The organism is Mesorhizobium sp. XAP4 (assembly GCF_029269325.1).
Lineage (GTDB): Bacteria > Pseudomonadota > Alphaproteobacteria > Rhizobiales > Rhizobiaceae > Mesorhizobium > Mesorhizobium ciceri.
The window spans coordinates 543,911-567,089 of the sequence record NZ_JARIXW010000001.1 but is presented as its reverse complement, the minus strand read 5'-3'; the positions used below and the strand labels follow the sequence as shown (position 1 = coordinate 567,089).

General features: G+C 65.4%; 18 protein-coding genes. 6 read left to right on the top strand and 12 right to left on the bottom strand.

The window, feature by feature from the left end:
* The first annotated feature begins 63 nt into the window (after positions 1-63).
* The 6 genes from P3C39_RS02885 to P3C39_RS02860 all read left to right on the top strand — a co-directional run bounded on the left by P3C39_RS02885 (position 64) and on the right by P3C39_RS02860 (position 7,850).
* Positions 64-561 carry a (2Fe-2S)-binding protein gene (locus P3C39_RS02885; protein WP_013530705.1) on the top strand — a complete coding sequence of 166 codons (498 nt, stop codon included), beginning with the start codon at positions 64-66 and terminating at the stop codon, positions 559-561.
* The gene (locus P3C39_RS02880) at positions 558-1,616 is read left to right on the top strand and encodes a xanthine dehydrogenase family protein subunit M (protein ID WP_063168585.1); all 1,059 of its coding nucleotides are present in this window, start codon (positions 558-560) and stop codon (positions 1,614-1,616) included. The genes P3C39_RS02885 and P3C39_RS02880 overlap by 4 nt, the downstream gene beginning before the upstream one ends.
* Positions 1,606-3,864: a xanthine dehydrogenase family protein molybdopterin-binding subunit gene (locus P3C39_RS02875; protein WP_275952633.1), complete on the top strand. Its 2,259-nt coding sequence runs from the start codon at positions 1,606-1,608 to the stop codon at positions 3,862-3,864. The genes P3C39_RS02880 and P3C39_RS02875 overlap by 11 nt, the downstream gene beginning before the upstream one ends.
* A 232-nt stretch (positions 3,865-4,096) precedes the next feature.
* Positions 4,097-4,576 (top strand): (2Fe-2S)-binding protein, encoded by a 480-nt coding sequence (locus P3C39_RS02870; protein WP_275952632.1) that lies wholly within the window; start codon positions 4,097-4,099, stop codon positions 4,574-4,576.
* On the top strand, positions 4,573-5,556 hold the full coding sequence (locus tag P3C39_RS02865; RefSeq protein ID WP_275952631.1) for a xanthine dehydrogenase family protein subunit M: 984 nt from the start codon (positions 4,573-4,575) through the stop codon (positions 5,554-5,556). Before P3C39_RS02870 ends, P3C39_RS02865 begins: the two co-directional genes overlap by 4 nt.
* Positions 5,553-7,850: a xanthine dehydrogenase family protein molybdopterin-binding subunit gene (locus P3C39_RS02860; RefSeq protein WP_275952630.1), complete on the top strand. Its 2,298-nt coding sequence runs from the start codon at positions 5,553-5,555 to the stop codon at positions 7,848-7,850. Before P3C39_RS02865 ends, P3C39_RS02860 begins: the two co-directional genes overlap by 4 nt.
* 69 nt (positions 7,851-7,919) lie before the next feature.
* Here the strand turns inward: P3C39_RS02860 and P3C39_RS02855 are convergent, their stop codons facing one another.
* The 12 genes from P3C39_RS02855 to P3C39_RS02800 all read right to left on the bottom strand — a co-directional run bounded on the left by P3C39_RS02855 (position 7,920) and on the right by P3C39_RS02800 (position 23,179).
* A complete protein-coding gene (locus P3C39_RS02855) occupies positions 7,920-8,636 on the bottom strand; it encodes an outer membrane protein (protein ID WP_224674522.1) in 717 nt (238 codons plus the stop codon).
* Between the two features lie 71 nt (positions 8,637-8,707).
* On the bottom strand, positions 8,708-9,403 hold the full coding sequence (locus tag P3C39_RS02850; protein WP_275952629.1) for an outer membrane protein: 696 nt from the start codon (positions 9,401-9,403) through the stop codon (positions 8,708-8,710).
* A 216-nt stretch (positions 9,404-9,619) separates the two neighbouring features.
* Positions 9,620-10,579 (bottom strand): AraC family transcriptional regulator, encoded by a 960-nt coding sequence (locus P3C39_RS02845; protein WP_024501671.1) that lies wholly within the window; start codon positions 10,577-10,579, stop codon positions 9,620-9,622.
* A gap of 205 nt (positions 10,580-10,784) precedes the next feature.
* Complete coding sequence (locus tag P3C39_RS02840; RefSeq protein WP_275952628.1) at positions 10,785-11,666, bottom strand: DMT family transporter; 882 nt, start codon at positions 11,664-11,666, stop codon at positions 10,785-10,787.
* Positions 11,667-11,792: 126 nt separating this feature from the next.
* A complete protein-coding gene (locus P3C39_RS02835; protein ID WP_275952627.1) occupies positions 11,793-13,289 on the bottom strand; it encodes a sulfatase in 1,497 nt (498 codons plus the stop codon).
* Between the two features lie 91 nt (positions 13,290-13,380).
* Positions 13,381-14,358: an aliphatic sulfonate ABC transporter substrate-binding protein gene (locus P3C39_RS02830; protein WP_275952626.1), complete on the bottom strand. Its 978-nt coding sequence runs from the start codon at positions 14,356-14,358 to the stop codon at positions 13,381-13,383.
* An 18-nt stretch (positions 14,359-14,376) separates the two neighbouring features.
* On the bottom strand, positions 14,377-15,135 hold the full coding sequence (locus P3C39_RS02825; protein WP_032898659.1) for an ABC transporter ATP-binding protein: 759 nt from the start codon (positions 15,133-15,135) through the stop codon (positions 14,377-14,379).
* 11 nt (positions 15,136-15,146) lie between these two features.
* Positions 15,147-15,950 (bottom strand): ABC transporter permease, encoded by an 804-nt coding sequence (locus P3C39_RS02820; RefSeq protein ID WP_275952625.1) that lies wholly within the window; start codon positions 15,948-15,950, stop codon positions 15,147-15,149.
* Positions 15,947-17,077 carry an ROK family transcriptional regulator gene (locus P3C39_RS02815; RefSeq protein WP_275952624.1) on the bottom strand — a complete coding sequence of 377 codons (1,131 nt, stop codon included), beginning with the start codon at positions 17,075-17,077 and terminating at the stop codon, positions 15,947-15,949. The genes P3C39_RS02820 and P3C39_RS02815 overlap by 4 nt, the downstream gene beginning before the upstream one ends.
* A 226-nt stretch (positions 17,078-17,303) precedes the next feature.
* Entirely contained in the window at positions 17,304-18,389 is a 1,086-nt protein-coding gene (locus tag P3C39_RS02810) for a histidine kinase dimerization/phosphoacceptor domain -containing protein (RefSeq protein ID WP_275952623.1), read from the bottom strand.
* A 143-nt stretch (positions 18,390-18,532) separates the two neighbouring features.
* Complete coding sequence (locus P3C39_RS02805; RefSeq protein WP_275952622.1) at positions 18,533-20,023, bottom strand: efflux transporter outer membrane subunit; 1,491 nt, start codon at positions 20,021-20,023, stop codon at positions 18,533-18,535.
* 12 nt (positions 20,024-20,035) lie between these two features.
* Entirely contained in the window at positions 20,036-23,179 is a 3,144-nt protein-coding gene (locus tag P3C39_RS02800) for an efflux RND transporter permease subunit (protein WP_275952621.1), read from the bottom strand.

Genomic DNA, 23,179 nt, shown 5'->3' with positions numbered 1-23,179 from the left:
GCCCTTCTGCGGCAAGGCACCAGTTCAATCCCATCCGCGTCAAGCAACTGGAGCCAGACGCCCATGACCAGCCTTCCCATTACCCTCACCATCAATGGCCACCGACACCAACTGGAGGTCGATCCACGCGTAACCCTGCTCGACCTGCTGCGCGAGCGGCTCGATCTCACCGGCACCAAGAAGGGCTGCGACCGCGGCCAATGCGGCGCCTGCACGGTGCTGGTCGACGGCAAGCGCATCAACTCATGCCTGGCGCTGGCGGTCAGCCATGACGGCGCCCAGGTCTTGACCATCGAAGGCGTCGCCAACGGCGAGGAACTGCATCCGGTGCAGGCCGCCTTCATCGCCCATGACGGCTTCCAGTGCGGGTTCTGCACACCCGGCCAGATCATGAGCACGCTCGGCCTGATCGCCGAGGGACAGGCCGGCGACGATCCCGAACGCATCCGCGAGGGGCTGAGCGGCAACATATGCCGCTGCGCGGCCTATGGCGGCATCGTCGAGGCCGTCCTGGAAGCCCAGCAACAGCTTGTCAAAGCCGACCGGAGGACCGCGGCATGAGAGACTTCGATTACATCAGGCCCGCCACCATTCCCGACGCCATCGCCGCGGCAGCCGAGCCGGGCTCGGCCTATCTCGCCGGCGGCACCAATCTGCTCGACCTGATGAAAGGCGGCATCACCAGTCCCGAGCGTATCGTCGACATCTCCCGGCTGCCGGAACTCAACCGCATCGAACGGCTGGACGATGGTGGCCTGCGCATCGGTGCGCTGGTGCGTAACGCCGACCTTGCCTACCATCCGGCGTTCGCCAAATCCTATCCGGCGGTGGCCGAGGCGCTGCTGTCGGGCGCTTCGGCGCAGCTTCGCAACGCCGCCACCGTCGGCGGCAATCTGTTGCAGCGCACGCGCTGCAGCTATTTCTACGACACCGCCAGCGCCTGCAACAGGCGCCAGCCAGGCACCGGCTGCGACGCGCTGGAAGGCGAAAACCGCCTGCACGCCGTGCTCGGCTGGAGCGACGCCTGCATCGCCACCCACCCGTCGGATTTCTGCGTGCCGCTGGTGGCGCTCGACGCCGTGGTCGAGATCGAAGGCAAGAAGGGCCGGCGCCATGTTTCGCTGGAGGAATTTCACCGGCTTCCCGGCGAAACGCCGCAGCGGGAGAATGCGCTGGAGCCCGGCGACCTGATCGTGGCGGTGCGCCTGCCGGCGGAGGCTGCCTCCTTCTCCGCCAATGCCCGCTACCTCAAAGTCCGCGAACGCACCTCCTATGCCTTTGCCGTCGTATCGGCCGCGGCAGCGCTCGTCGTCGACGGCGGCAAGATCCGCGCCGCAAGGCTGGCGCTGGGCGGCGTCGCGGCTAAGCCGTGGCGGGCACGCTCGGCGGAAGCCGTCCTGCTCGGCGCGGATGCCAGCGAGGCGACCTTCGCCAGCGCCGCGGACGCTGCCTTGGCCGATGCCAGCCCCTCCGGCGACAATGCCTTCAAGATCGAGCTTGCCCGCCGCATCGTGATCAGGGCGCTGATCTCTGCGCTTTCGGGAACGCCCGAGCGTCTGCCGGCCCTTCCTGCCTCCCCGTTCTCGAACATTCCTGGAGCGCGCCATGACGCTTGAACTCAGCCTCAACCAGCAACCCGCCCATGCCCGGCAAGGCTCCAGCATCGGCCAGCCGCTGACCCGCCGCGACGGCTTTCTGAAAGTCACCGGAGCCGCGCGCTATGCCGCCGACAACCATCCGCCCGGCATGCTCTACGCCGTGCTCGCTGTCTCTAGCATCGCGCGCGGCCGCGTCGCTGCGCTGGATGTCGAGGCGGCCAAGGCACACAAGGGCGTGGTCGAGGTGATGACGCCCAAGAACCGGCCAGCGCTCGCCGCCGATCCGGACGCCAAGGACCATCCCTTCATGTTCCGGCTCGACCTCTTGCAGAACGACCGGGTCCGCTACCCCAATCAGAGCATCGCCGTGGTGATCGCCGAGACGCTGGAGGCGGCGACCGAGGGGGCGGCGCTGCTGTCGCCGCGCTATGAAGTGATGCCGGCGCGCGTTGGCCTCGACGGCGCCGAAAGTTTCGTGCCGCGTGCTGTCGGCGTCGGCGGTCCGGCCGTGCAGCACAAGGGCGATGTCGAGGTCGGCCTTAAATCCGCAAAGACGCGGATCGAAGCCACCTACGAGACGCCGGCCCAGTACCACAACGCCATGGAGCCGCATGCGATCGTCGTCGCCTGGGAAGGCGACACACTGTCGATCGACACACCGAGCCAGGGCCTTGCCATGGCGCAGGGCCGCATCGCCGGCCTGTTCGGCATCGCGCCGGAGAACATCCACATCCGCAGCCCGTTCCTGGGTGGCGGCTTCGGCTCGAAAGGCATGATCTCCGGACCGCAGGTGCTCGGCATCCCGGCGGCGCGTCTCGTCGGCCGTCCGGTCAAGCTGGTGCTGCGGCGTGAGCAGATGTACGGGCCGGTCGGCCACCGTGCGCCGACGCGCCAGACGCTGCGCATGGGCATGGATGGCGAAGGGCGGCTGACGGCACTCGACCATCACGCCAAGACCGCGTCGAGCACGTTCGACGATTTCTTCGAACCGGCGGCGGATGCCTCGCACACGCTCTATGCCAGCCCGGCCATCGCCACCTCGCACGATGCGGTGCGGCTCGATACCGGTACGCCGCTGTTCATGCGGGCGCCCGGCGAAGCCACCGGCTCGATCGCGCTGGAGAGCGCTATCGATGAGGCAGCCTACGCCTGCGGCATGGACCCCCTGGAATTCCGGCTGCGGAACTATGCCGAGGTCGAGCCGATGACCGGCAAGCCGTTTTCCTCCAAGGCGCTGCGCGAATGCTACAGGCAAGCGGCCGAAACGTTCGGCTGGGCGAGCCGCCCGCTTCAGCCTCGGCTGATGCGCGACGCCGACGGTTTCCTGACCGGCTGGGGCATGGGCACGGCGACCTTCCCGGCGATCATGTTCCAGGCCGAAGCGCGGGCGGTGCTGAGAGCCGATGGCAGCGGCGTGATGGAGACCGGCGCTCAGGACATGGGGCAAGGCGCCTGGACCGCCTTCGCCCAGATCGCCGCCGACGGACTGGGACTGGATATCGACCAGGTCGATTTCAGGGCCGGCAGTTCCGATCTGCCCAATGCAGGCATTGCCGGCGGCTCCGGCCACACGGCGACGGCCGGCATGGCGATCCACAATGCGGGCGCCGCCGTCATCGCCAGGCTCGCCGATCTCGCCACCGGCGACGAGGGCTCGCCGCTCTACGGCGCCGGCAATGAAGGCGTGCTGGCGCGCGGCGGCCGCCTCTATCGGCGCGACGATGAAAGCCGCGGTGAAAGCTACGCCGAGATCCTCACGCGCGCGGGCCTCACCGAGATCGAGGGCCACGGCAAGGGCGCTCCCGACCCGGCGTCTCAGGAGGCCTATGCCAAGCACGCGCACGGCGCCGTGTTTGCCGAGGTGAAGGTCGATCCGGATTTTGGCCAGATCCGTGTCACAAGGCTGGTCGGCGCGTTCGCCGCCGGACGGGTCATCAATCCCAGGCTGGTGCGCAGCCAGTATTATGGCGGCATGATCTGGGGCGTCTCGTTCGCGCTGCATGAGGAAGCCATCACCGACCGGCGCTCTGGCCGGATCCAGAATGCCAACCTCGCCGAATATCATGTCCCGGTGAATGCCGACGTTCCATCGATCGAGGCGTTGCTGGTCCACGAGGACGACCCTCACGTCAACGCGCTCGGCATCAAGGGCGTCGGCGAAATCGGCATCACCGGCACGGCCGGCGCCGTCGCCAATGCGGTCTGGCATGCGACCGGCGTGCGGCCGCGGCGCTTTCCGGTCCGCATCGAGGACCTGCTGGGGTGAGGAGTGGTCCACCTAGCGGATGGGAAGCCAATTGCTTGGCTTCCCGAACGACGAACGGTGAAAGCCCGGTCCGCCTTCGGGCGCACCAAAAGGTCCAGTGGACCTTTCTAAGGGGCTGAACGCCCGAAGGCGGGGAGCGGCAGCGAAGGGCCGCACAGCCGGCGCCAGGTCCCCGCCGGCTGCCAAAGATGAAATCAACGACTTCGCGTCAAGCAACTGGAGCCCGACGCCCATGACCAAAACAACGATCCCAGTTCATCTCGACATCAACGGCCGTGATCACGATCTGCAACTCGAACCGCGCGTCACGCTGCTCGATGCCTTGCGCGATCGCCTCGGCCTGACCGGAACCAAGAAGGGCTGCGACCACGGCCAGTGCGGCGCCTGCACCGTGCATGTCGACGGCGAGCGCGTGCTGGCCTGCCTGACGCTGGCCGCACAAGTCGAGGGCCGCACCGTCACCACCATAGAGGGGCTTGCACGGGAGGGCGAAATGCATCCCGTGCAGGCTGCCTTCCTCGAACAGGACGCCTTCCAGTGCGGCTATTGTACGCCGGGCCAGATCATGTCGGCGGTCGCCTGCATCCGCGAAGGCCATGCCGGCTCCGACGAAGAAATCCGCGAGTATATGGCCGGCAACCTCTGCCGCTGCGGCGCCTATCCGCACATCGTCGCCGCTGTCCGCCAGGCAGCATTGGAGGCCGCATCATGAGGGATTTTTCGTATGTGCGCGCCAATTCGCTCGATGCAGCACGCCAGGCGGCCGCCCTGCCCGGCGCCATGCTCTTGGCCGGCGGCACCACGCTGATCGACCTCGCCAAATGCGGCGTCGCCGAGCCCGAGACGCTGGTCGACATCACCCATCTCAAGGGGTTGGGCAGGATCGAGGTGAACGAGCGCGGCGTCACCATCGGCGCACTGGCCAGGATGAGCCATGTCGCCGACCATGCCGACATCAAAAGCCGCTTTCCTGCGGTATCGGAAGCCCTGTGGCAGGCGGCTTCCGCGCAGATCCGCAACATGGCGACTATCGGCGGCAATCTGATGCAGCGCACGCGCTGCCCTTATTTCCGCGATCCTGCGAATTTCCCAGCCTGCAACAAGCGTCAGCCCGGCTCTGGCTGTTCGGCGATCGGCGGCGTTACCCGTGGCCATGCGGTGCTTGGCATCAGCGACGCGTGCATCGCCATGTATCCGGGCGACCTCGCCGTGGCGCTGGTCGCCTTCGATGCGATCGTGCATCTGGGCGAGCGCCACGTCCCGGTCGACGACTTTTTCCTGCTGCCCGGCACCACGCCGGACAGGGAACATGCGATCGAACCGGGCGAGATGATCACCGCGATCGAGATCCCCGGCTCGGCCCCTGCCCGGCGTTCGACTTATCTCAAGATCCGCGACCGGCAATCCTATGAGTTTGCCGCCGCGAGCGCAGCGGTCGGCATTGAGTTCGAACCTGACGGCCGAACGATCCGCGATTTGCGCGTCGCGCTTGGCGGCGTCGCGACCAAGCCGTGGCGTGCGCGGGCCGTGGAAAACGCGCTGAAGGGCAAGGTGCTTGAGCCGGACACTGTGCGCGCCGCCAGCCTGCTCGCCGTCGAAGGCTCTGTCGACCATGGCGCCAACCATTACAAGGTCGAACTGGCGCCGCGCGTCGTCGCCCGCGCCATCCGCAAATTGGGAGAGACGGCATGACCGTTCACAACATCAGGCATGGGGATGCGTCCGACGGCGCTTTTGCCGAAGCCGTCGGCGGCCGGCTGTCGCGCATCGCCGGCCCGGCCAAGATCACCGGTGCGGCGAAATACGCCGTCGAGCAGCAGCTCGAAGGCCTCGCCTACGCCGTGCTGGTCGAAAGCACGATTGCATCGGGCAAGGTGCTCGCGATCGACACCAAGGCAGCCGAGGCTGCGCCCGGCGTGCTGCAGGTGCTGACGCCGGACACCATCATCAGCCTGAAAACCGCGGCGGACTGGTTCGGCACGCCGCCGCCCGACAAGCCGTATTGCCCGCTCGCGCGCGACATCACCTTTTCGGGTCAGCATGTCGGCGCCGTGGTCGCCGAGACCTTCGAGCGGGCGGTCGCGGCGGCAGCACTGGTCAAGGTCAGCTATGAGGAAACGCCTGCCATCGTCGACCTCAGCGACGGCAAGGCCGGCGATGGCATCGCGATCGATGCCATGACCAAGGAGTGGGGCGACGCGCAAGGTGCGTTTGCCTCGGCGCCGGTCCGCATCTGCGCCGCCTACAACACGCCGCGCGAGTACCAGGCGCCGATGGAGCCGCATGGCCTGATCGCCCGCTGGGAGGGCGACCACCTCACCGTGTGGGAGCCGAGCCAATGGCTGGACGGCATGGCGCGCACCTATGCCGAATGGTTCGGTGTGCCGTTCGAGAACGTGCGGCTGGTGTCGCCCTATATTGGCGGCGGCTTCGGCTCCAAGGCGCTGGCGCTCAGCCATGGCGCGGTGGCCGCCTGTGCGGCCAAAATGCTCGGCCGGCCGGTGCGGCTGGTGATGACCCGGCCGCAGACTTTTACCGGCTATGGCGGCCGCGCGGCGACGCGCCAGACGGTGACGATCGGCGCCGACGTGCAGGGAAAGATCCAGTCGATCGTGCATCGCGGCGTCAATGAAACATCCATCGACGGCATGTGGGTCGAGCCGCTCGGATCGGTCACCTCGATCATGTACACAACGCCGAATTTCTCCTCGAAGCAGAATGTCGTACGGGTCAATTCGGTGGTGCCGGGCGCCATGCGCGCGCCGGGCGAAAACCCCTCAGCCTTCGGCATCGAAAGCGCCATCGACGAGCTTGCCTACGAGGTCGGCATCGATCCGCTGGAGATCCGGCTCCGAAACTATGCCGAGCAGGATCCAGATGCCAAAAAAGCTTGGTCGACCAGGCAGTTGCGCGAGGCTTTTGCTGCAGGCGCCGAACGCTTCGGCTGGTCCAGGCGCACACCCGAACCGCGCTCGATGCGCGACGGCAACCAGTTGATCGGCTGGGGCGTCGCCGCCGGCACCTATCCGGTGCGACGCGCCTATGGCGAGGCGCTCGTGCGCATCCTGGCCGATGGTTCGGTCGAGGTCGAAAGCTCCTCGATTGACATGGGCCAGGGCACCTACACCATCCTGGCGCAGACCGCCGCCGAAACGCTCGGCGTACGAGCTGACGACGTGGTGGTGAAGCTCGGTGACTCCCGCTTTCCGCGCGCCGGCGTCACCGGCGGTTCGCGGCTGGCCGGCGTGATGACGGGTGCGGTCTACAAAGCGGCAACCTCGGCCCTCGACCAGTTGGTGGGCCTCGCCATCAGCGATCCACGCTCGCCCTTCCACGCGCTGCAGGCCAACACGCTGGTCGTCGCCAATGGCCGTATCGCTTCGCCGCGCGGCGACGGCCCCGATGTCTCCGTCGCCGAACTGCTCAAGAGCGTCGGCCGCGACCACATCGAAGCCACCGGCGACACCATGCCGGCCAATTCGACGCCAGAGGATCGCTACAAGAACTACACCACCATCGCCATGTCGGTGCCGCACACCGAGGGCGACTATTCCCGCCACTCCTGGTGCGCGCATTTCATCGAGGTGCGCGTCGACGAGGACTTTGGCACGGTGCGTGTATCGCGCGTGGTGTCGGCGCTGGATTCGGGCCGGCTCTACAACCCGAAACTTGCCGAAAGCCAATGGAAGGGCGGCATCATCATGGGCATCGGCCAGGCGCTATTGGAAGAAGGCATCGTCGACCGCCGCCACGGCCGCATCGTCAATGACAACCTCGCCGACTACCTCGTGCCGACCAATGCCGACATCCCCGACATCGAGGTGATCTCGGTCGGCATCCCCGACCTGCATTCCTCGGTGCTCGGCGGCAAGGGCGTTGGCGAACTGGCCATTGTCGGCGTGGCGCCGGCGATTGCCAACGCGGTGTTCCATGCGACGGGAAAGAGGATCAGGGATCTGCCGATCACGCTGGAGAAGCTGATTTAAGGGCGGTGGCACCGAAGCTGCCGAACTCCCCCTCGGAGCCCGCTTGGAGGAGTTCGGCAGTTCCAACGGTCAGAACTTATAGGCGACGCCGATCCGGACATCATGCGTCGTCAGTTCAATCTCGTCGGGATTGAGGGGAGCGCCGTTGACGAATGCGTGACGCAGGGAGTTGTGGCGGCCGAAATCGGCGAACCGGTACTCACCGCGAACCACCCAATTGTCGGTGACGGCGTATTCGGCGCCGGCGCCCAGCGTATAGCCCGTTACGGTATCCTTCACGTCGGCATAGGGACCGCCCGGAATGTCGGTGGTGGTGTGCTTGTAGCTTGCCACAGCCAGGCCGCCGGTGACAAAGGGAAGCCAGCGATCCATCGCATAGCCGGCCCGCAGGCGCACGGAGCCAACTGACTCCATCTTGAGCTCGCCGCCAAAGGCCGGGTCATCGATGCCGAGCGCCCGATAGAGCGTCGTGTCCTTCACGCTTGCGAAACTGTAGTCGCCCTCGATGCCGAGAGCCAGCCCACCGTCGAACTGCTTGTTGTAGCCGGCGTAAAGACCGCCGAAACCACCGGACGGACTGTAGCCCCAGCCGTAATTGTCGAAGCTGTCCGGGGCAAAGACTTGCCCTGCCCTTGCGTTCCCCCAGGCATATCCGGCATGCGCGCCAATATAGCCGCCGGACCAGTCGTAGGTGGCCGCGACAGGCAAGGCTTCACTGGTGTCCGCTGCGGACGCCATACCGACAGGCGTGAGGATGAAGGCCGTGGCGAGAAGAATGGTTTTCATCGTTTGCTATCCCGAAACTATTGCCTCGCCCCGCGCGAAAAAAGCGCGGGGGTTTGTTCAGCGACGCTAGGTCAGAACTTGTAGCTGAGCCCGACCCTGACATCGTGAGTCTTGAGATCGAAGTTCGCAACCGTTCCAAGACCAAAAAGCGGTACCGAAACGTCCTTTTTGCCGAAGTCGGAGTAGCGATATTCGACCCGCGCGATCCACCTGTCGGTGAAGGCGTGCTCAACGCCAGCCCCAGCCGTCCAGCCAAGATGGGTTTCGTCATGGACCGGTATTGTACCGCCGGGGCCGGTGGTCATCACGCTCACTTCATATTTGGCAGCCGCCACGCCTGCTGTGATGTAAGGCAAGGTGCGATCGAAAGCATAACCAGCCCGCAGCCGCGCCGAGCCCGACCATTTGACTTCGCTCTTGAACAGCGCGCCGGCACCGGCGAAGGTGCCCACCGCGTCTACATTGCTGTACGCAATGTCAGCCTCGGCACCGAGCACGAAGCTGTTCGCCAATTCCTGGTTGACGCCGATATGCACGCCGCCAACAAAACCGCTCGGATCGAGGGGAGCGTTGATGTCGGTGCCGCCGGGGCCAGCGCCGCCGATGAACAGATTGGACTTTCCGGATGCATAGCCGAAGTGAGCGCCGGCATAGAGGCCGGACCAGTCGTAGGAGGAGGCGACGGGCGAAGCCTCGCTGATATCTGCGGCGCACGCCATGCCGGCCGGCGCGAGGATCAATGCCGTTGCGAGAAGAAGAATTTTCATTGTTGTCTGCCGCCCCAAAATTGTCGTGGTCGCCGCCGCGGATGCCAGCGGAGGACCAGCTGTTGTCGAGAAATCCGGTGTTGCATTGTCCGCCGGCCGCGTCTTGGGCTGGGCCGCACCCGAATTGTCGGGGAAAGCACCACGGCGCTTTCCCGGTCGGTGTGGCTTTTCAGCCTCAGTCGATCGGCGCGCCGTGCATTCGGTGGCTGTCGGAAACTATCTGGCGCTGCCCGGCGTCGAGCCGAAGCGGCGGCGGAAGCAGCGGTTGAAATAGGACACGTCGGAGAAGCCGCTGAGCAGCGCGATCTCGCTGATCCGCATGCGGTCGTTGCGCCTATCGGACAGCATCCGATGCGCCCTTTGCAAGCGCAGTTCGAGAATGCGCTCGGCAAAGCTCACCCCGGTTTCCTGCAGCAGGTCATGGACATAGCGAACGGAGAGCCGCAATTGCCCGGCAACGCCCTGCGCCGAAATGGCGGGATCGGCGAAATTGTCCCGCATCTTCTGCAGTATGGCCTGCAGCCTTGCCGCGCGCAGACCGCGCAGGCCCGCCAGTTCGGCCGCTTCGCCCTTGGCACCGGTCGCCAGGCCGATCAGGTCGACGATCGTTTCGGTGGCGTGGCCGATGAGGTCGGGCGAGACCAGGGCCGGGCCTGCTTCCAGGAAGCTGCAATAGCGCTTGAGCATGCCGAGCGCCTCATTGTCGGCTCCGACGGTCAACGCCAGCCGATCCTCTATATGGGCGAAGGCATTTTCCAGCACGGCACGGGGAAGCACCACATTGGCCCAGACATTGCTGTCGCCGCCGGTCATCTGCAACGCTTCCGAAGCCGAGACCAGGGCGGCCTCGCCTTTGCCGACGTGATAATCGCGGCCAATCTGCGTGCCGCTGAGCACCGTATCGCCATTATTGACCAGCAGCAGATAGCCGTCGCGACCGTCGGCAGCGATATTGCCCGCCTTGCGGCTGGCATGACGTATCGTCCCGGCCATCTGCCCAAGCACAAGCGACCCGACAGCGGTGGCTTCGATCGCGGCTTCGAACGACAGTCTTTCCGAAATCGTGTATTCGACCGACCATATCTCGGCGACATGGATGTCCTGCCAGAGCGCGAAGCGTGCGCGATGATCCAGATGCGGCGGCAGATCCGCCGATGAGAAGACGTTCTTTTGCAAGGGACGACCGGCCTTTTCTACAATCGCGTCTTCATTTCGACACGCACCGTATTGGACCAGATCACGGTCTGTCCAGAGCCGGAAATACTTGTGCGCCAGGCGACAATTTCAGTGCCGTCCTGGACAAGGATTGGCCTGATTTCGCGGATCTGGCTGGCTGAATTTCGGATTACTCGAAAATACCCAGTGCCGACGAATCGTTCCCCTACTCCGGCGATGGAACCGGCGGCCGTGATGTCAGCGCCGTGCCGAAGGCGGCGACAACAACGGCAGCGATCCCGGCCAGTTGCGTCGCGGTCAGGCTTTCATGCAGGAACAGGAAGCCGGCCAGTGCACCCAGCCCAGGCTCCAGGCAGGTCAGCGTGCCGTAGATGCGCGCCGGCATGCGGGTCAGCGCCACCATCTCCAGGAAGAACGGCAATGCGCTGGAAAACAGGCCGACGAGCAGCGCGCTGACCAGGATCGACGGCGCCAGCAGCGCGGATCCCGCCTGGGCGACACCGAAGGGCAGCACCAGCACGGCGGCGATGGCCATGCCGTAGGCGGTGGTGCGGGTGCCAAGCTCCGCGCCGGCCTTCTGGGCCAGCACGATGTAGAGCGCCCAGAAGCCGCCGGCCGCCAGCGCCAGCATCACCCCGATCGGATCAAGCGGCGCGAGGGAACGAACGAAGGGCGACAACAGCAGGATGCCGGCCACCGCCAGCGCGATCCAGGCAAAGTCGCTGGCGCGCCGCGAAGTCAAGGTCGCCACCAGAAGCGGGCCGGTAAACTCCAGCGCCACCGCGATGCCGAGCGGAATCCTGGCCAGCGCTGCGTAGAACAGGAGGTTGAGGGCGGCGAGCGTCACCCCATAAGCGACCAGCCACGGCATGGTGGCACGCGAGGGCCGCATCTGCCAGGGCCGCAGCACCGCGATCAGCATCGCCGCACCGATGACCAGCCTGAGCGTCGTCGTCCCTTGCGCGCCGATCTGCGGGAACAGGCCTTTGGCGAAGGTGGCGCCGATCTGGATCGACACCATGGCGCCCATCAGTGCCGCGACAGGCAAGGGCGCCGCTTCGCGACGGGCAATCGGCGTCGATGTCACGTGATCCCATCCTCCATATCGCCGGGTCCAAACCCGACCGGCGGCATGGAGATAGGGCGAACCGGCCGGCCTGTCGTGAGGCAGCGGCAACTGGCTGCTAGGGCACGGCCAAGTGCCGCCGGCCGGTCAGTTCAGGGATTTGCGCCGTGGCGGCGGTGCCGGGTGGCGCTGCTCGAGGGCCGCAGCCGCATCGGTGCGGCCGGTCCGGCGCAGTCTTTCGAGATAGGCCGGCAACTCGCCAAGGCAATGGAACGGCCCGCCTTCCCGGATCACCGTCACCAGCGGGTCGACATCGCTGTCGCTGCGGATGGCCATGGCGCTGCGCCAGTCCTCGAGCAGCCGGCTGGCATGATCGACCACATCGCTTCGGGAGCCTGAGAGATCATGCTGCTCATGCGGATCCTCACTCAGATTGAACAGGCTGACCGGGCCGAAATCCTTGTAGCCGTCATGATAGGTGCGCAGCATCAGCCAGTCGGCCCCGCCGAGCCGGAACCGCACGCCGCGCTGTACCGCCCACGCACCCTGGCTCAGCACCAGGAAATCGCGGCCACCTTCCTCCTTCGCGGCGAGCGCCGGTGCAAAGGAGCGCCCGTCCCAAAGCGCCGGAACGTTGCCGCCGAGCCGGTCGATCAGCGTGGCGGCCCAGTCGAAATGATAATGAAGGCCGCCATTGACGCCGCGCATGTCCTCGGCGCCGGGCCAGCGGATGACCAGCGGCACGTTGCAGGTGAACTCGTCAGCCGTCTGATGGTCGCCCCAGACGTTGAGCTCGCCGAGGTTTTCGCCATGATCGGCGCCGATGACGATGATCGTGTCGTCGAACAGGCCTTGCCGCTTCAACTCCTCGACGATGAGACCGACATGATGATCGGCATAGAGCACGCCGGTGTCGTAGCCGTCGAACCAGGCCTTGACGGTGTCCATGTCGCTGATCGGCGACGGCATGCGCCGGTATTTCGATCCCCCCGGCTCGACGTCGAAGCCCGAGGGTTCCTGCGGGCTGTGCGGGCCGTAGCCGGCATGGCTCTTCTCGAACACCGCCCTGGTCATCCAGTCGGGAAGCGGCTGGTCGGCGAAGGGGTCGCCGAAAGCGTCCGGCGCGCGATAGGGTGTATGCGGGTCCCAGACATTGACATGCAGGAACCACTTTTTTGCCGAGCCATTGCGCTTCAGCCAGTCGATCGCCAGGCCCGAAACCTCGTCGGCGTTCTCCATGCCGGCCTTGCCGGGATTGATGATCTCGTTAAAGCCGGCATACCAATGCCAGCAGCCATGCCGTTCGCCAAAACTGCTGATGGTCGTGGTGTGGTAGCCAAGATCGCGCAGCGCCCGCATCCAGCCTTCCTCGTAGAAGGTGCCGGCCCAGGCTCGCTCGGCGCCTTCGCGGAACGGCTCGCAGGCGGTGCCGCCATGGCCGACCACGCCGGTCCGCATTCCGTGGCGGCCGCTCCACAGCGCCGTGCGCGACGGATGGCAAGGCACATCGGACACATAGACGTTCTCGAAGCGGATGCCCTCGCCGGCAAGGCTGTCGATGACGGGAGAGGTGTTGCGATGATAGCCGTAGCAGCCGAGGTGGTCGCGCCTGAGGCTGTCGATGTCGATATAGAGAACGTTCATGGATGGCTCGTCGCTGCTGTGATTGTCAGGAAACAGGCCCCGGTTCGCTGCCGGGGCTTGCGGTTTGCAAGGGGCGATTTCAAGATGGCCGTCAGGCCGAAATGTATTGATCGCCCAGATAATAGTCCTTGGGATCGAGCGAGGTCTCGAGCTTGCCGAAGGTCTTGAACAGGTCGTTCATCGTCGAGAACCAGCCGTTCACGGTGCCGTCCTTGGTCAGCTTGATCAGTTCGGCCGAGGTCATGAAGCGGCCATAGCCGGCCTCCGTCTTCAACTGGTCGGCCGGAATGCCGAGCAGCTTGGAGGTGATCTCGATCGCCTTGTCCTGGTTGGCGGCACGAAAATCCTGCGCGTCCTTGATGGCGCGCACCACGTTGCGGACGAGATCGGGATTGCCCTCCACCAAATCGTTGCGGGCAATGAAGACGCTCGGAAATGTGGTCTGCGGATAGAAGTCGTCGTTCTTGGCCAGCTCCACCAGATCGGGAACGCTCTTCTGGATGATGCCGACGAACGGATACCAGATGCCGGCCGCGTCGACCTGCTTGGAGGCGAAGGCCGCCACGATGGTGCTCGGGTCCATCTGCACGATGTCGAGGTCGGTCATCGCCATACCGGCCTTGCGCAGCGCCAGCCGCAACAGCATGTCGCCCGAGGTGCCGGCCGCGATCGCGACCTTCTTGCCCTTGAGGTCGGCGATGGACGTGATGCCGGCTTGGGCGATCACCCGGTCCGAGAAGCCGACATCGTTGACGGCGATGATCTTGGCCTTGCCGCTCGCCGGCAGCCACAGCGCGCCCGGTCCGAGATAGCCGAATTCCAGGCTGTTGGCGCCAAGCGCCTGGACCTGGATGGGGCCGTTGGTGAAGACCTTGATATTGGCATCGACGCCGTGCTTGGCATAGAAGCCCTGGTCGGCCGCAACGCCGGCAACGCTGGCGCCCCAGAAATCGCCGTTGTAGCCGATGCGTGCCGCCGTTCCCGCCGCTCCGGCACGGATGCCAGAGGCAGCGAACGCGGCAAGTGCCGCCGATGATGCGATGAGGTTACGTCTTGTCAGTGTCACCATACTCTCCTCCTGTCACTGTTACTGGTGGTAAACGGCTTGCCAGACGCGGTTGCGGATGCTCATGAACTCCGCCGAAAGCCGGATTTCCTCGGTTCTTGGGTAAGGCAGGCCGACGTCGATGATCTCCTTCAGCCTGCCGGGCCGCGCCGCCATGACGATGACGCGGTTGGCGAGGTAGACCGCCTCGTCGACATCGTGGGTGATGAACATCACGGTGCGCCGCTCCCGGCTCCAGGTGTCGAGCAACTGGTCCTGGAGCTGCACGCGGGTCAGTGCGTCGAGCGCCCCGAAGGGCTCGTCCATCAAAAGGATCGAGGGATCGACCGCATAGGCCCGGGCGATCGCGCAACGCTGCTTCATGCCGCCCGAAAGCGTCTTCGGCAGCGCGTCGGCGAAGTCGCCAAGGCCGACGAGATCGATGAAACGCTCGGCGATCTGCCGGCGGCGCGAAGCTTCCTCGCCCTTGATGCGCAGCCCGAACTCGACGTTCTGGCGTACGGTGAGCCAGGGAAACAGCGCGTATTGCTGGAAGATCATGCCGCGCTCCGGACCCGGCCCCTCGACCGCCTTGCCATCGACCAGCACGGTGCCCTCGCTCGGCTTCAGCAGGCCGGCCGCGATGTTGAGCGCGGTCGACTTACCGCAGCCGGACGGACCGACGACGGTGACGAACTCGCCGTCGGCGATGTCGAGCGACAGCCGGTCAAGCGCGACGAAGGCATTGTCCTTGAGGTCGAACCGGCGCGTGACCTTGTCGAAGACGATCTTTGGGGCGATCCTGGGCGGCATCACACGCGCTCCTGCCAGACGGTCAGCCGGCGCTCGATCACCAAAAGGATGCGATCCATGGCAAGGCCGAGAAGGCCGATGGTGATCAGGCTGACGAAGATGGTCGGCAGGTCGTAGTAGAGTTGCGCCTGCTGCATGCGGAAACCGAGGCCGGTCTGCGCGGCGATCAGTTCGGCGGCCACCAGCGTCGCCCAGGCCGAGCCGAGGCCGATGCGCACGCCGACCAGGATGAACGGCGTCGATGCGGGAATGATGACGCGCAGGAAGATGGTCATGTCCTTGGCGCCGAGCACGCGCGCGGCGTTGATCATCGTCTTGTCGACGCTGATGACGCCCTGATAGGTGGCGACGACGCTGGCCAGGAAGGAGGCCAGGAAGATGACGAAGACCTTTGGCGTCTCGTCGATGCCCATCGTTACGATCGCCAGCGGAATGATGGCCAGCGGTGGGATCATGCGGAAGAACTGCAGATACGGCTCGATAAGCGAGCGCGCGACCTTGTACCAGCCCATGACGAAGCCGACCGGGATCGCCAGGATGACGCCGAGGAGAAAGCCGGTCATCACCCGAGCAAGGCTCGACGTGATGTCGGTGACGAGCTGCCCGTTTGCGATCAGATCGATAAACCTGGACGCAACCTGTGGCGGTGGCGGCAGGCCCACCGCGCCGCCCGCCGTCAACACCCACCAGATGGCGATGCCGGCGACGAGACCGCAGAGATTGAGCGCGAGACCGCGATAGTCGATACCCCGATCCTCGTTCGAGCCGCCGCCGGAGCGTGTCGTCTTCGACGCTTCGCTCATCGCGACACTCCCGAATAGAAAAAATGGTCGAGCGCCGCCGCAGCAGCACCGATGGCGCCGGCACCAGGACCGAGGCTCGACCGCTCGACCCGCAGCACGTCGCGCATCGGCGGCAGGACGCGTGGCGGAACGCCCCGCCTTATATGATCGATGAAGCTTTCCGGGGCTTCGGCCAGGTGACCGCCAAAGACGATCAGATCGGGATTGAGCAAATTGGTCGCCGTCGCTATGGCCGTCGTCAGATGCCGGAGCGCCGCGTTCCAGACGTCGGGATATTTCTCCACCGCGGCCAGCAGGCGCCTGGGATGAGGCGTGTCGATATGGGCGGCGCGGGCCAGCGCGCGTTCGGACAGGAATGTCTCCAGGCAGCCCACATTGCCGCAGGCGCAACGCTCGCCATCCTCGACCACCTGGACATGGCCGAGCTCGACGGCCCCGTAGCCGCCGGGACGGAACGGCATGCCGTTGATCACCAGGCCGGCGCCGAGGCCGGTGCGCAGATAGATGTAGAGCAGCGCGGTCGTGTCGCGCCCGATGCCGTAGCGCGATTCCGCCAGCGCCATCGCGCTGACATTGTGCTCGACCACCACCGGCATGCGCAGCGCCGTTTCGAGCTCGTCGGCGAACGGCACGTCCTTCCAGTCGTAATTGACCGACTGCAGGTTGCGGCGGCGCTTGGTGTCCACCGGTCCCGGCACGCCGAGCCCCAGGCCGATCAGGCGCGAACGGTCGACGCCGGTCTTCTTGATCAATTGCTCGACGATCCGCACCACCATGCCGATCACCGCGGCGGGTTCGCTGGTGGCGGTGTCGAAATGCTGCGAGGCCATGGCTTTCGGGGCGGCCCTGAGGTCGGTGATGGTCGCGTCGATCGTTCCCGCGCCAATGTGCACGCCAACCACGGACAGGGCGTCGGGCACCAGCGCGACGCCGATCGCCGGCCGGCCGACGGGTGCATCGCCGGCAGTGGCCTGGTTGAGCTCGACCACGGTGCCTTCCCGCAGGAGATGGGCCGTCAGATGGGTCAGGGCGGTGGGTGACAGCGAGGTGCGCCGCGCCAGTTCGGCGCGCGACTGCGGACCGTCGTCGCGCAGGATTCGCAGGATCGCTCCGTGGTGCGCGCCCATTCTTCCTCCCTATTATTTTCTAATGTTAATAAATTAATTAAGCCTGTCAAGCACGGCAAAGCGCGGCTTGCGACTGGCATCGATGCACCTGGGTTTCACCCTACCCTGCCGCTGGAGTAGGGGCATTGACGCGAAGGGAGATAGCGGGGAAGGCAAGGCCGGCATGAGTAGGTCGAAGATCAGCCAAGCGGAGACGGCCACCTATGCCGCTTGGCTCCCGCGCGCGCTAAGCTGCGGTGGCAGCCGAGCGCTTGAACAGGATGGTCACCCGCGTGCCCTCGCCGGCGCTCGACGTCACGTCGAACTCCGCCTTGGCATTCTCGGTCAGCGAGCGGGCGATCAGCGCGCCGAGTTTGCCGCGCTTGGGCCAGCTCTCGCCGTCCGGCAGGCCAATGCCGTCATCGGCGACCACGATGCGGCAGCCATCGCCGTCGACGATGCTGTGCAGCGTGATCGTACCGCCGTCGCGCCCCTGGAAGGCATGCTTGAGCGCATTGGTCAAAAGTTCGTTCACCACCAGCCCGGTCGGCATGGCGACATTGATCGACACCGGATAGGTGTCGACCTTCATGTCGAGGCGGATGCCCTCGACCGCATGCGAGTTCATGACCGCCGACGCGATCTGGCTGAGATAGACACCAAGATCGACCTCATCCTTGCCATCGTCCCCCGACAGCGTCTGGTAGAGGATCGCCAGCGCATCGACGCGCCCCGCCAGCCTCTCGAAACGCTTCTGGTCCGGTTCGGCCGCGTTGCGCGTCTCCATCCGGATCAGCGCGGTGATCATCTGCAGATTGTTCTTCACCCGGTGCTGCAGTTCGCGCAGCAGCGTGTCCTTCTCACGGATGCGCTCGTCGATCGATCGCGCATCTTCGGTTTCGCCATGGGCCGAAACGTCGACCAGCGCCACCAGCCGGAAGCAGGCCTTGCCATTGTCGTCCTCGATGACGTTGGAATAGACGTCGACGATAGTCGGTTGGCCTTCCTTCCGCTCCAGCCGGAACGTGCCGATGAAATCGGTGTCCTCGACCACGGCCTCGAACAGCGGCCGGTCCTTCTGTTTGTGCAGGCCGGTGCCGGAAAGCGCCGCCCAGTGTTGCCGGGCGAGCGTCGCCGCCTTGAGGCCGGACAGTTTCTCGAATTCCGGATTGGCATAGATGACACGCTCCTTCGAACCCAGGTCCGAGACGGCAATGGCGATCGGTACCTGGTCGAGGAACTTCTTGAACTGTTCGCTTTCGAGCGCGCTGGCAAGGTCCGGCGTTTCGAGCAACTGCCCGACCGCTTCGGCCTTCTGTGTATCGGATGTCATCTGCGGCGCCTGTGCTGTGTGGGCACCATCAATAACAGCGATGCGATCACCCCGCCATCGCCAAACATGGAGTCCGCATTTTCACGCCCGGCATCGGCGATGGCGGCGTGTCTGCCGAATTGACGCCGCTGCCTGAGAGTGCCTCAGGAGGCCGGCTTCGACGCCAGCCGTGGACCGGTCTTGACGTCGACGATCTCCGGCTTGGCGCTGTCGACCGCGCCATCCCAGCCGCCGCCGAGCGCCTTGTTGAGGGCGATGTAGTTGGTCGCCAGCAGGACGCGGCTTTGCAGCAGCGAGTCCTCGGCCGAATAGAGCGAGCGCTGGGCGTCGAGCACGTCGAGGAGGCTTGTCTCGCCGGCCTTGTAGAGAGTGCCTTCGAGACTTGCCGCCTCGCCATAGGACTTCGCGGACGAGGCGAGCTTGCCGATCCGGATGCGCTCCTGCGACAACAGCACCAGCGCGTTCTCGACATCCTCGAGCGCCGTCAGCACCGAAGACCGGTAAGCGATGAAATACTGATCGCGTTGCGCCTTGGCGACCTCGACGGCCGCCTGCAATTGGCCGGCATTGAACAGCGGCACACTCAGCGTCGGCCCGAACGACCAGCCGATCGACGAATTCTTGCCGAGATCGCCAAGCTTCAGCGCCGCCGTGCTGATGTCTCCCGTCAGGCTGACCGAGGGATAGCGGGCGGCTTCGGCCTGGCCGATCTTGGCGGTATATTGCGCATATTGGCGCTCCGCCATGCGCAAATCGGGCCGCGACAGCAGGAGGTCGGCGGGAATTCCGGTGGGCATCGGCAGGCGCGGTGCAGGAATGGGCGCGACCCGCTTCAGCCGCTCGTTGAGCGAGGCAGGCGGCCGGCCGGCCAACACCGCGAGACGATGCACGGCCTGCGCATAACTTGCCTCCAGCGTCGGAACGGCGGCTTCGGTGCTCGCTGCCTGACCCATTGCCTTGGCGACATCGGCGGCGGTCGCCGTGCCCGCCTGCGCCATGGTGCGGGTAAGTTCGGCGGTCTGTCTTTGCGACGCGGCCGAACGACGGGCGAGCGCGATGCGGGCCTGGTAGCCGCGCGCCTGGGTATAATAGGAAGCGACATCGCCGACCAGGGTGAGAAGCGTCGAGCGCAGTTCCTCCTGCGAGGCGTTCAGCCCGTAGCGCGCGGCCTCTACGCCCCTCCGGTTGGCGCCGAACAGGTCGAGCTCCCAGCTTGCATCGAAGCCGGCCTGGTACTCGCTGTAGGTGGCGTCAGAGCCTGATGTGGTCTCGGCCGACTTGTTGCGGGAGGCCGAGCCGGAGCCGTCGGCCGAAGGCAGCAATGTGCCGGCACTCTGGCGATAGCTGGCGCGCGCCTCGCGGATTTTTGCCTTGGCGGTGGCGACATCGAGATTGCCGGCAACCGCTTCCTCGACAAGCGTGTTCAGCTCGGGATCGCGTAGCCGCTGCCACCATTTTGACAGTCGTGCCGGCTGGGCAGGCTTTGTCGGCTTCTGGCCGCTCCAATTCGCCGGCATTGCCAGTATCGGTGTCTGATAATCCGGACCGACGACGCATCCCGCGAGCAGGACAGCGGTGAGCATAGGCGCAAGAAGCCGCCTCGCGGCCACCGAGCCACGTTCCAAACCTGTCATGTGAAGTTTTCCTTATTGCTGGGTGGCCGTCACCGGCGTCTCGCCCGTATCTGGTTTGGCCGCCCTGCCCTTGAAGATGCGCCGCACCGTGACGAACAATAGCGGCACCAGGAAGACGCCGATCACCGTCGCCGCGATCATGCCGCCCATCACGCCGATGCCGACCGAGTTCTGCGCGCCCGAGCCCGCACCGCTGGCGATCGCCAGCGGCAGCACACCCAGGATGAAGGCCAGCGACGTCATCAGGATCGGCCGCAGCCGTTGTCGCGCCGCCTCCAGCGTCGCCTCGACCAGCCCCATCCCGGCGGCTTGCCGCTCGATGGCGAACTCGACGATGAGGATGGCGTTCTTGGCGGCGAGACCGATCGTGGTCAAAAGGCCGACCTTGAAATAAACGTCGTTGGACTGGCCGAACAGGCTGGCCGCCAGCAGCGCGCCGAAGATGCCGATCGGCACCGACAGCATGACCGCGAACGGGATCGACCAGCTCTCGTAGAGTGCGGCCAGGCACAGGAACACGACCAGCGCCGAAATCGCGTAGAGCGACAGCGCCTGGTTGCCGGAAAGCTTCTCCTGGTGCGACAGCCCGGTCCACTCGTGCGAATAGCCGGCGGGCAGTTGCGCGACGAGCTTGTCGATCTCGTCCATGGCGGCACCCGAGCTGACGCCCGTGGCTGCCGCGCCCTGGATCTCGACCGCCGCCGAACCATTGTAGCGCTCCAGCCTGGGCGAGCCGAATGTCCAGTGGCTGGAGGCAAAGGCCGAGAACGGCACCATGGCGCCGCTGGCGTTGCGGACCTGCCATTTGTCCAAATCTTCCGGCTGCATGCGGAAGTTCGGGTCCGACTGCAGATAGACCGGTTTCACCCGCCCGCGATCGATGAAGTCGTTGACGTAATCGCTGCCCCAGGCGGTCGAAAGCGTGTTGTTGATGTCGGCCAGGCTGACGCCCAGCGCGCTGGCCTTCTCCTGGTCGATGTCGACCGAGAGTTGCGGCTGGTCTTCCTGGCCGTTGGGCCTTGTGTTGGCGAGCACCTTGCTCTGCCCGGCCAGGGCCAGAAGCTGGTTGCGCGTCTGGATCAGCGCGTCATGGCCGGCGCCGTTGACGTCCTGCAGGTAGAAGTCGAAGCCGTTGGTGTTGCCGAAGCCCTGGATGGCGGGAGGCGCGAGCGCGAAGACCTGCGCGTCCCTGATCTTCGAAAACGCGCCCATCGCCCGGCCGGCGATGGCCTGCGCGGCGGAAGCCGGCGATTTGCGCAGGTCGAAATCCTTCAGCCGCACGAAAGCGATGCCGACATTCTGCCCTGCGCCGCCGAAGCCGAAGCCGGAGGCGGTGAACACCCCGTCGACGACGTCCTTCTCCTGGTTGAGATAATGGTCGGTCACTTCTGCCAGCACGCGCTCCGTGCGATCCTGCGTCGCGCCGACCGGCAGCTGCACGCTGGTGATCAGGATGCCCTGGTCCTCTTCCGGCAGGAACGAGCTCGGCAGCCGGGCAAACATCCAGCCCACGGCAACGACGATGGCCAGGAACACGACGAGGAAGCGCCAGGATCGGTTGATGATGCCGTGCGAGCCGTCGCGGTAGGCAAGCGTGCCGCGATCGAAGACACGGTTGAACCAGCCGAACGGGCCGGTCTGCGTCGCATGGTCCTTGGGCGGCCGCAGGATGGTGGCGCAAAGTGCGGGCGTCAGCACAAGGGCGACCAGCACGGACAGCACCATCGCCGAGACGATGGTCACCGAGAATTGCCGGTAGATGATGCCGGTCGAACCGCCGAAGAAAGCCATCGGCACGAACACGGCCGAAAGCACCGTGGCGATGCCGATCAGCGCGCCGGTGATTTCGTGCATCGACTTGCGCGTCGCCTCCTTCGGCGACAGGCCTTCCTCCTGCATCACGCGTTCGACATTCTCGACGACGACGATGGCGTCGTCGACCAAGAGGCCGATGGCCAGCACCATGGCGAACATGGTCAGTGTGTTGACGGAATAGCCGAACAGCGACAGCACGCCGAACGTGCCGAGCAGCACCACTGGCACCGCGATCGTCGGGATGATGGTGGCGCGCAAATTCTGCAGGAAGATGAACATCACCAGGAACACCAGCACGATCGCTTCGGCCAGCGTCTTGACCACCTCCTCGATCGACAGCCGCACGAAAGGCGAGGTGTCGTAGGGATAGACGACCTCGACCCCTTGCGGGAAGGTCGAGCTCAGCCGGGCGATCGTCGAACGCACCGCTTCGGCGGTGTTGATGGCGTTGGCGCCGGTCGCCAAATTGACGGCGACGCCGGCCGCCGGCTTGCCATTGTAATTGGCCTGCGTCGTATAGCTTTCGGCGCCGAGCTCGACGGTGGCGACATCGTTGAGGCGGACCAGAGAGCCATCGGTCTGGCTCTTCAGGATGATGTTGCGGAACTGTTCGGCGGTCTGCAGCCGGCTCTTGGCCGTCACCGTGGCATTGAGCTGCTGGCCCTTGCGCGCCGGCAGGCCGCCAAGCTGGCCGGCCGAAACCTGCGTGTTCTGCGCCTCGATCGCCGAGGCAATGTCGCTCGGCATCAAGGCGTATTTGGCGAGCTGGTCAGGATCGAGCCAGATGCGCATGGCATAGCCGGAGCCGAACAGCTGCGTCGAGCCGACGCCTTCGACGCGCTTCAGCGTGTCGTTGACGGTGGCGTCGACATAGTCGGCGAGATCGGTCGAGTTCATCTTGGCGTCGGTCGAGACGAAGCCGATGACCATCAGGAAGCCGGTCGAGGATTTGGAGACGGTGATGCCGTTGCTTTGCACCACCTGCGGCAGCTGCGATTGCACCAGCTGCAGCTTGTTTTGCGTCTGCACCTGGGCGGTGTCGGGATCGGCCGCTGTGGTGAAGGTCAGCGTGATCGAGGCCGAACCGGTCGAGGTCGACGTCGCCGTCATGTAGTCGAGATTGTCGATACCGGTCATGCCTTGCTCGATGACCTTGGTCACCGAGTTCTCGACCGTCTGCGCGTCGGCGCCCGGATAGGTGGCGCTGATGTTAACTGTCGTCGGCGCAATCTGCGGATATTGCGAGATCGGCAGCGAGGTGAGCGCCAGGAGACCGCCCAGCATGATCACGATGGCGATCACCCAGGCGAAGATCGGCCGGTTGATGAAGAATAGTGACAT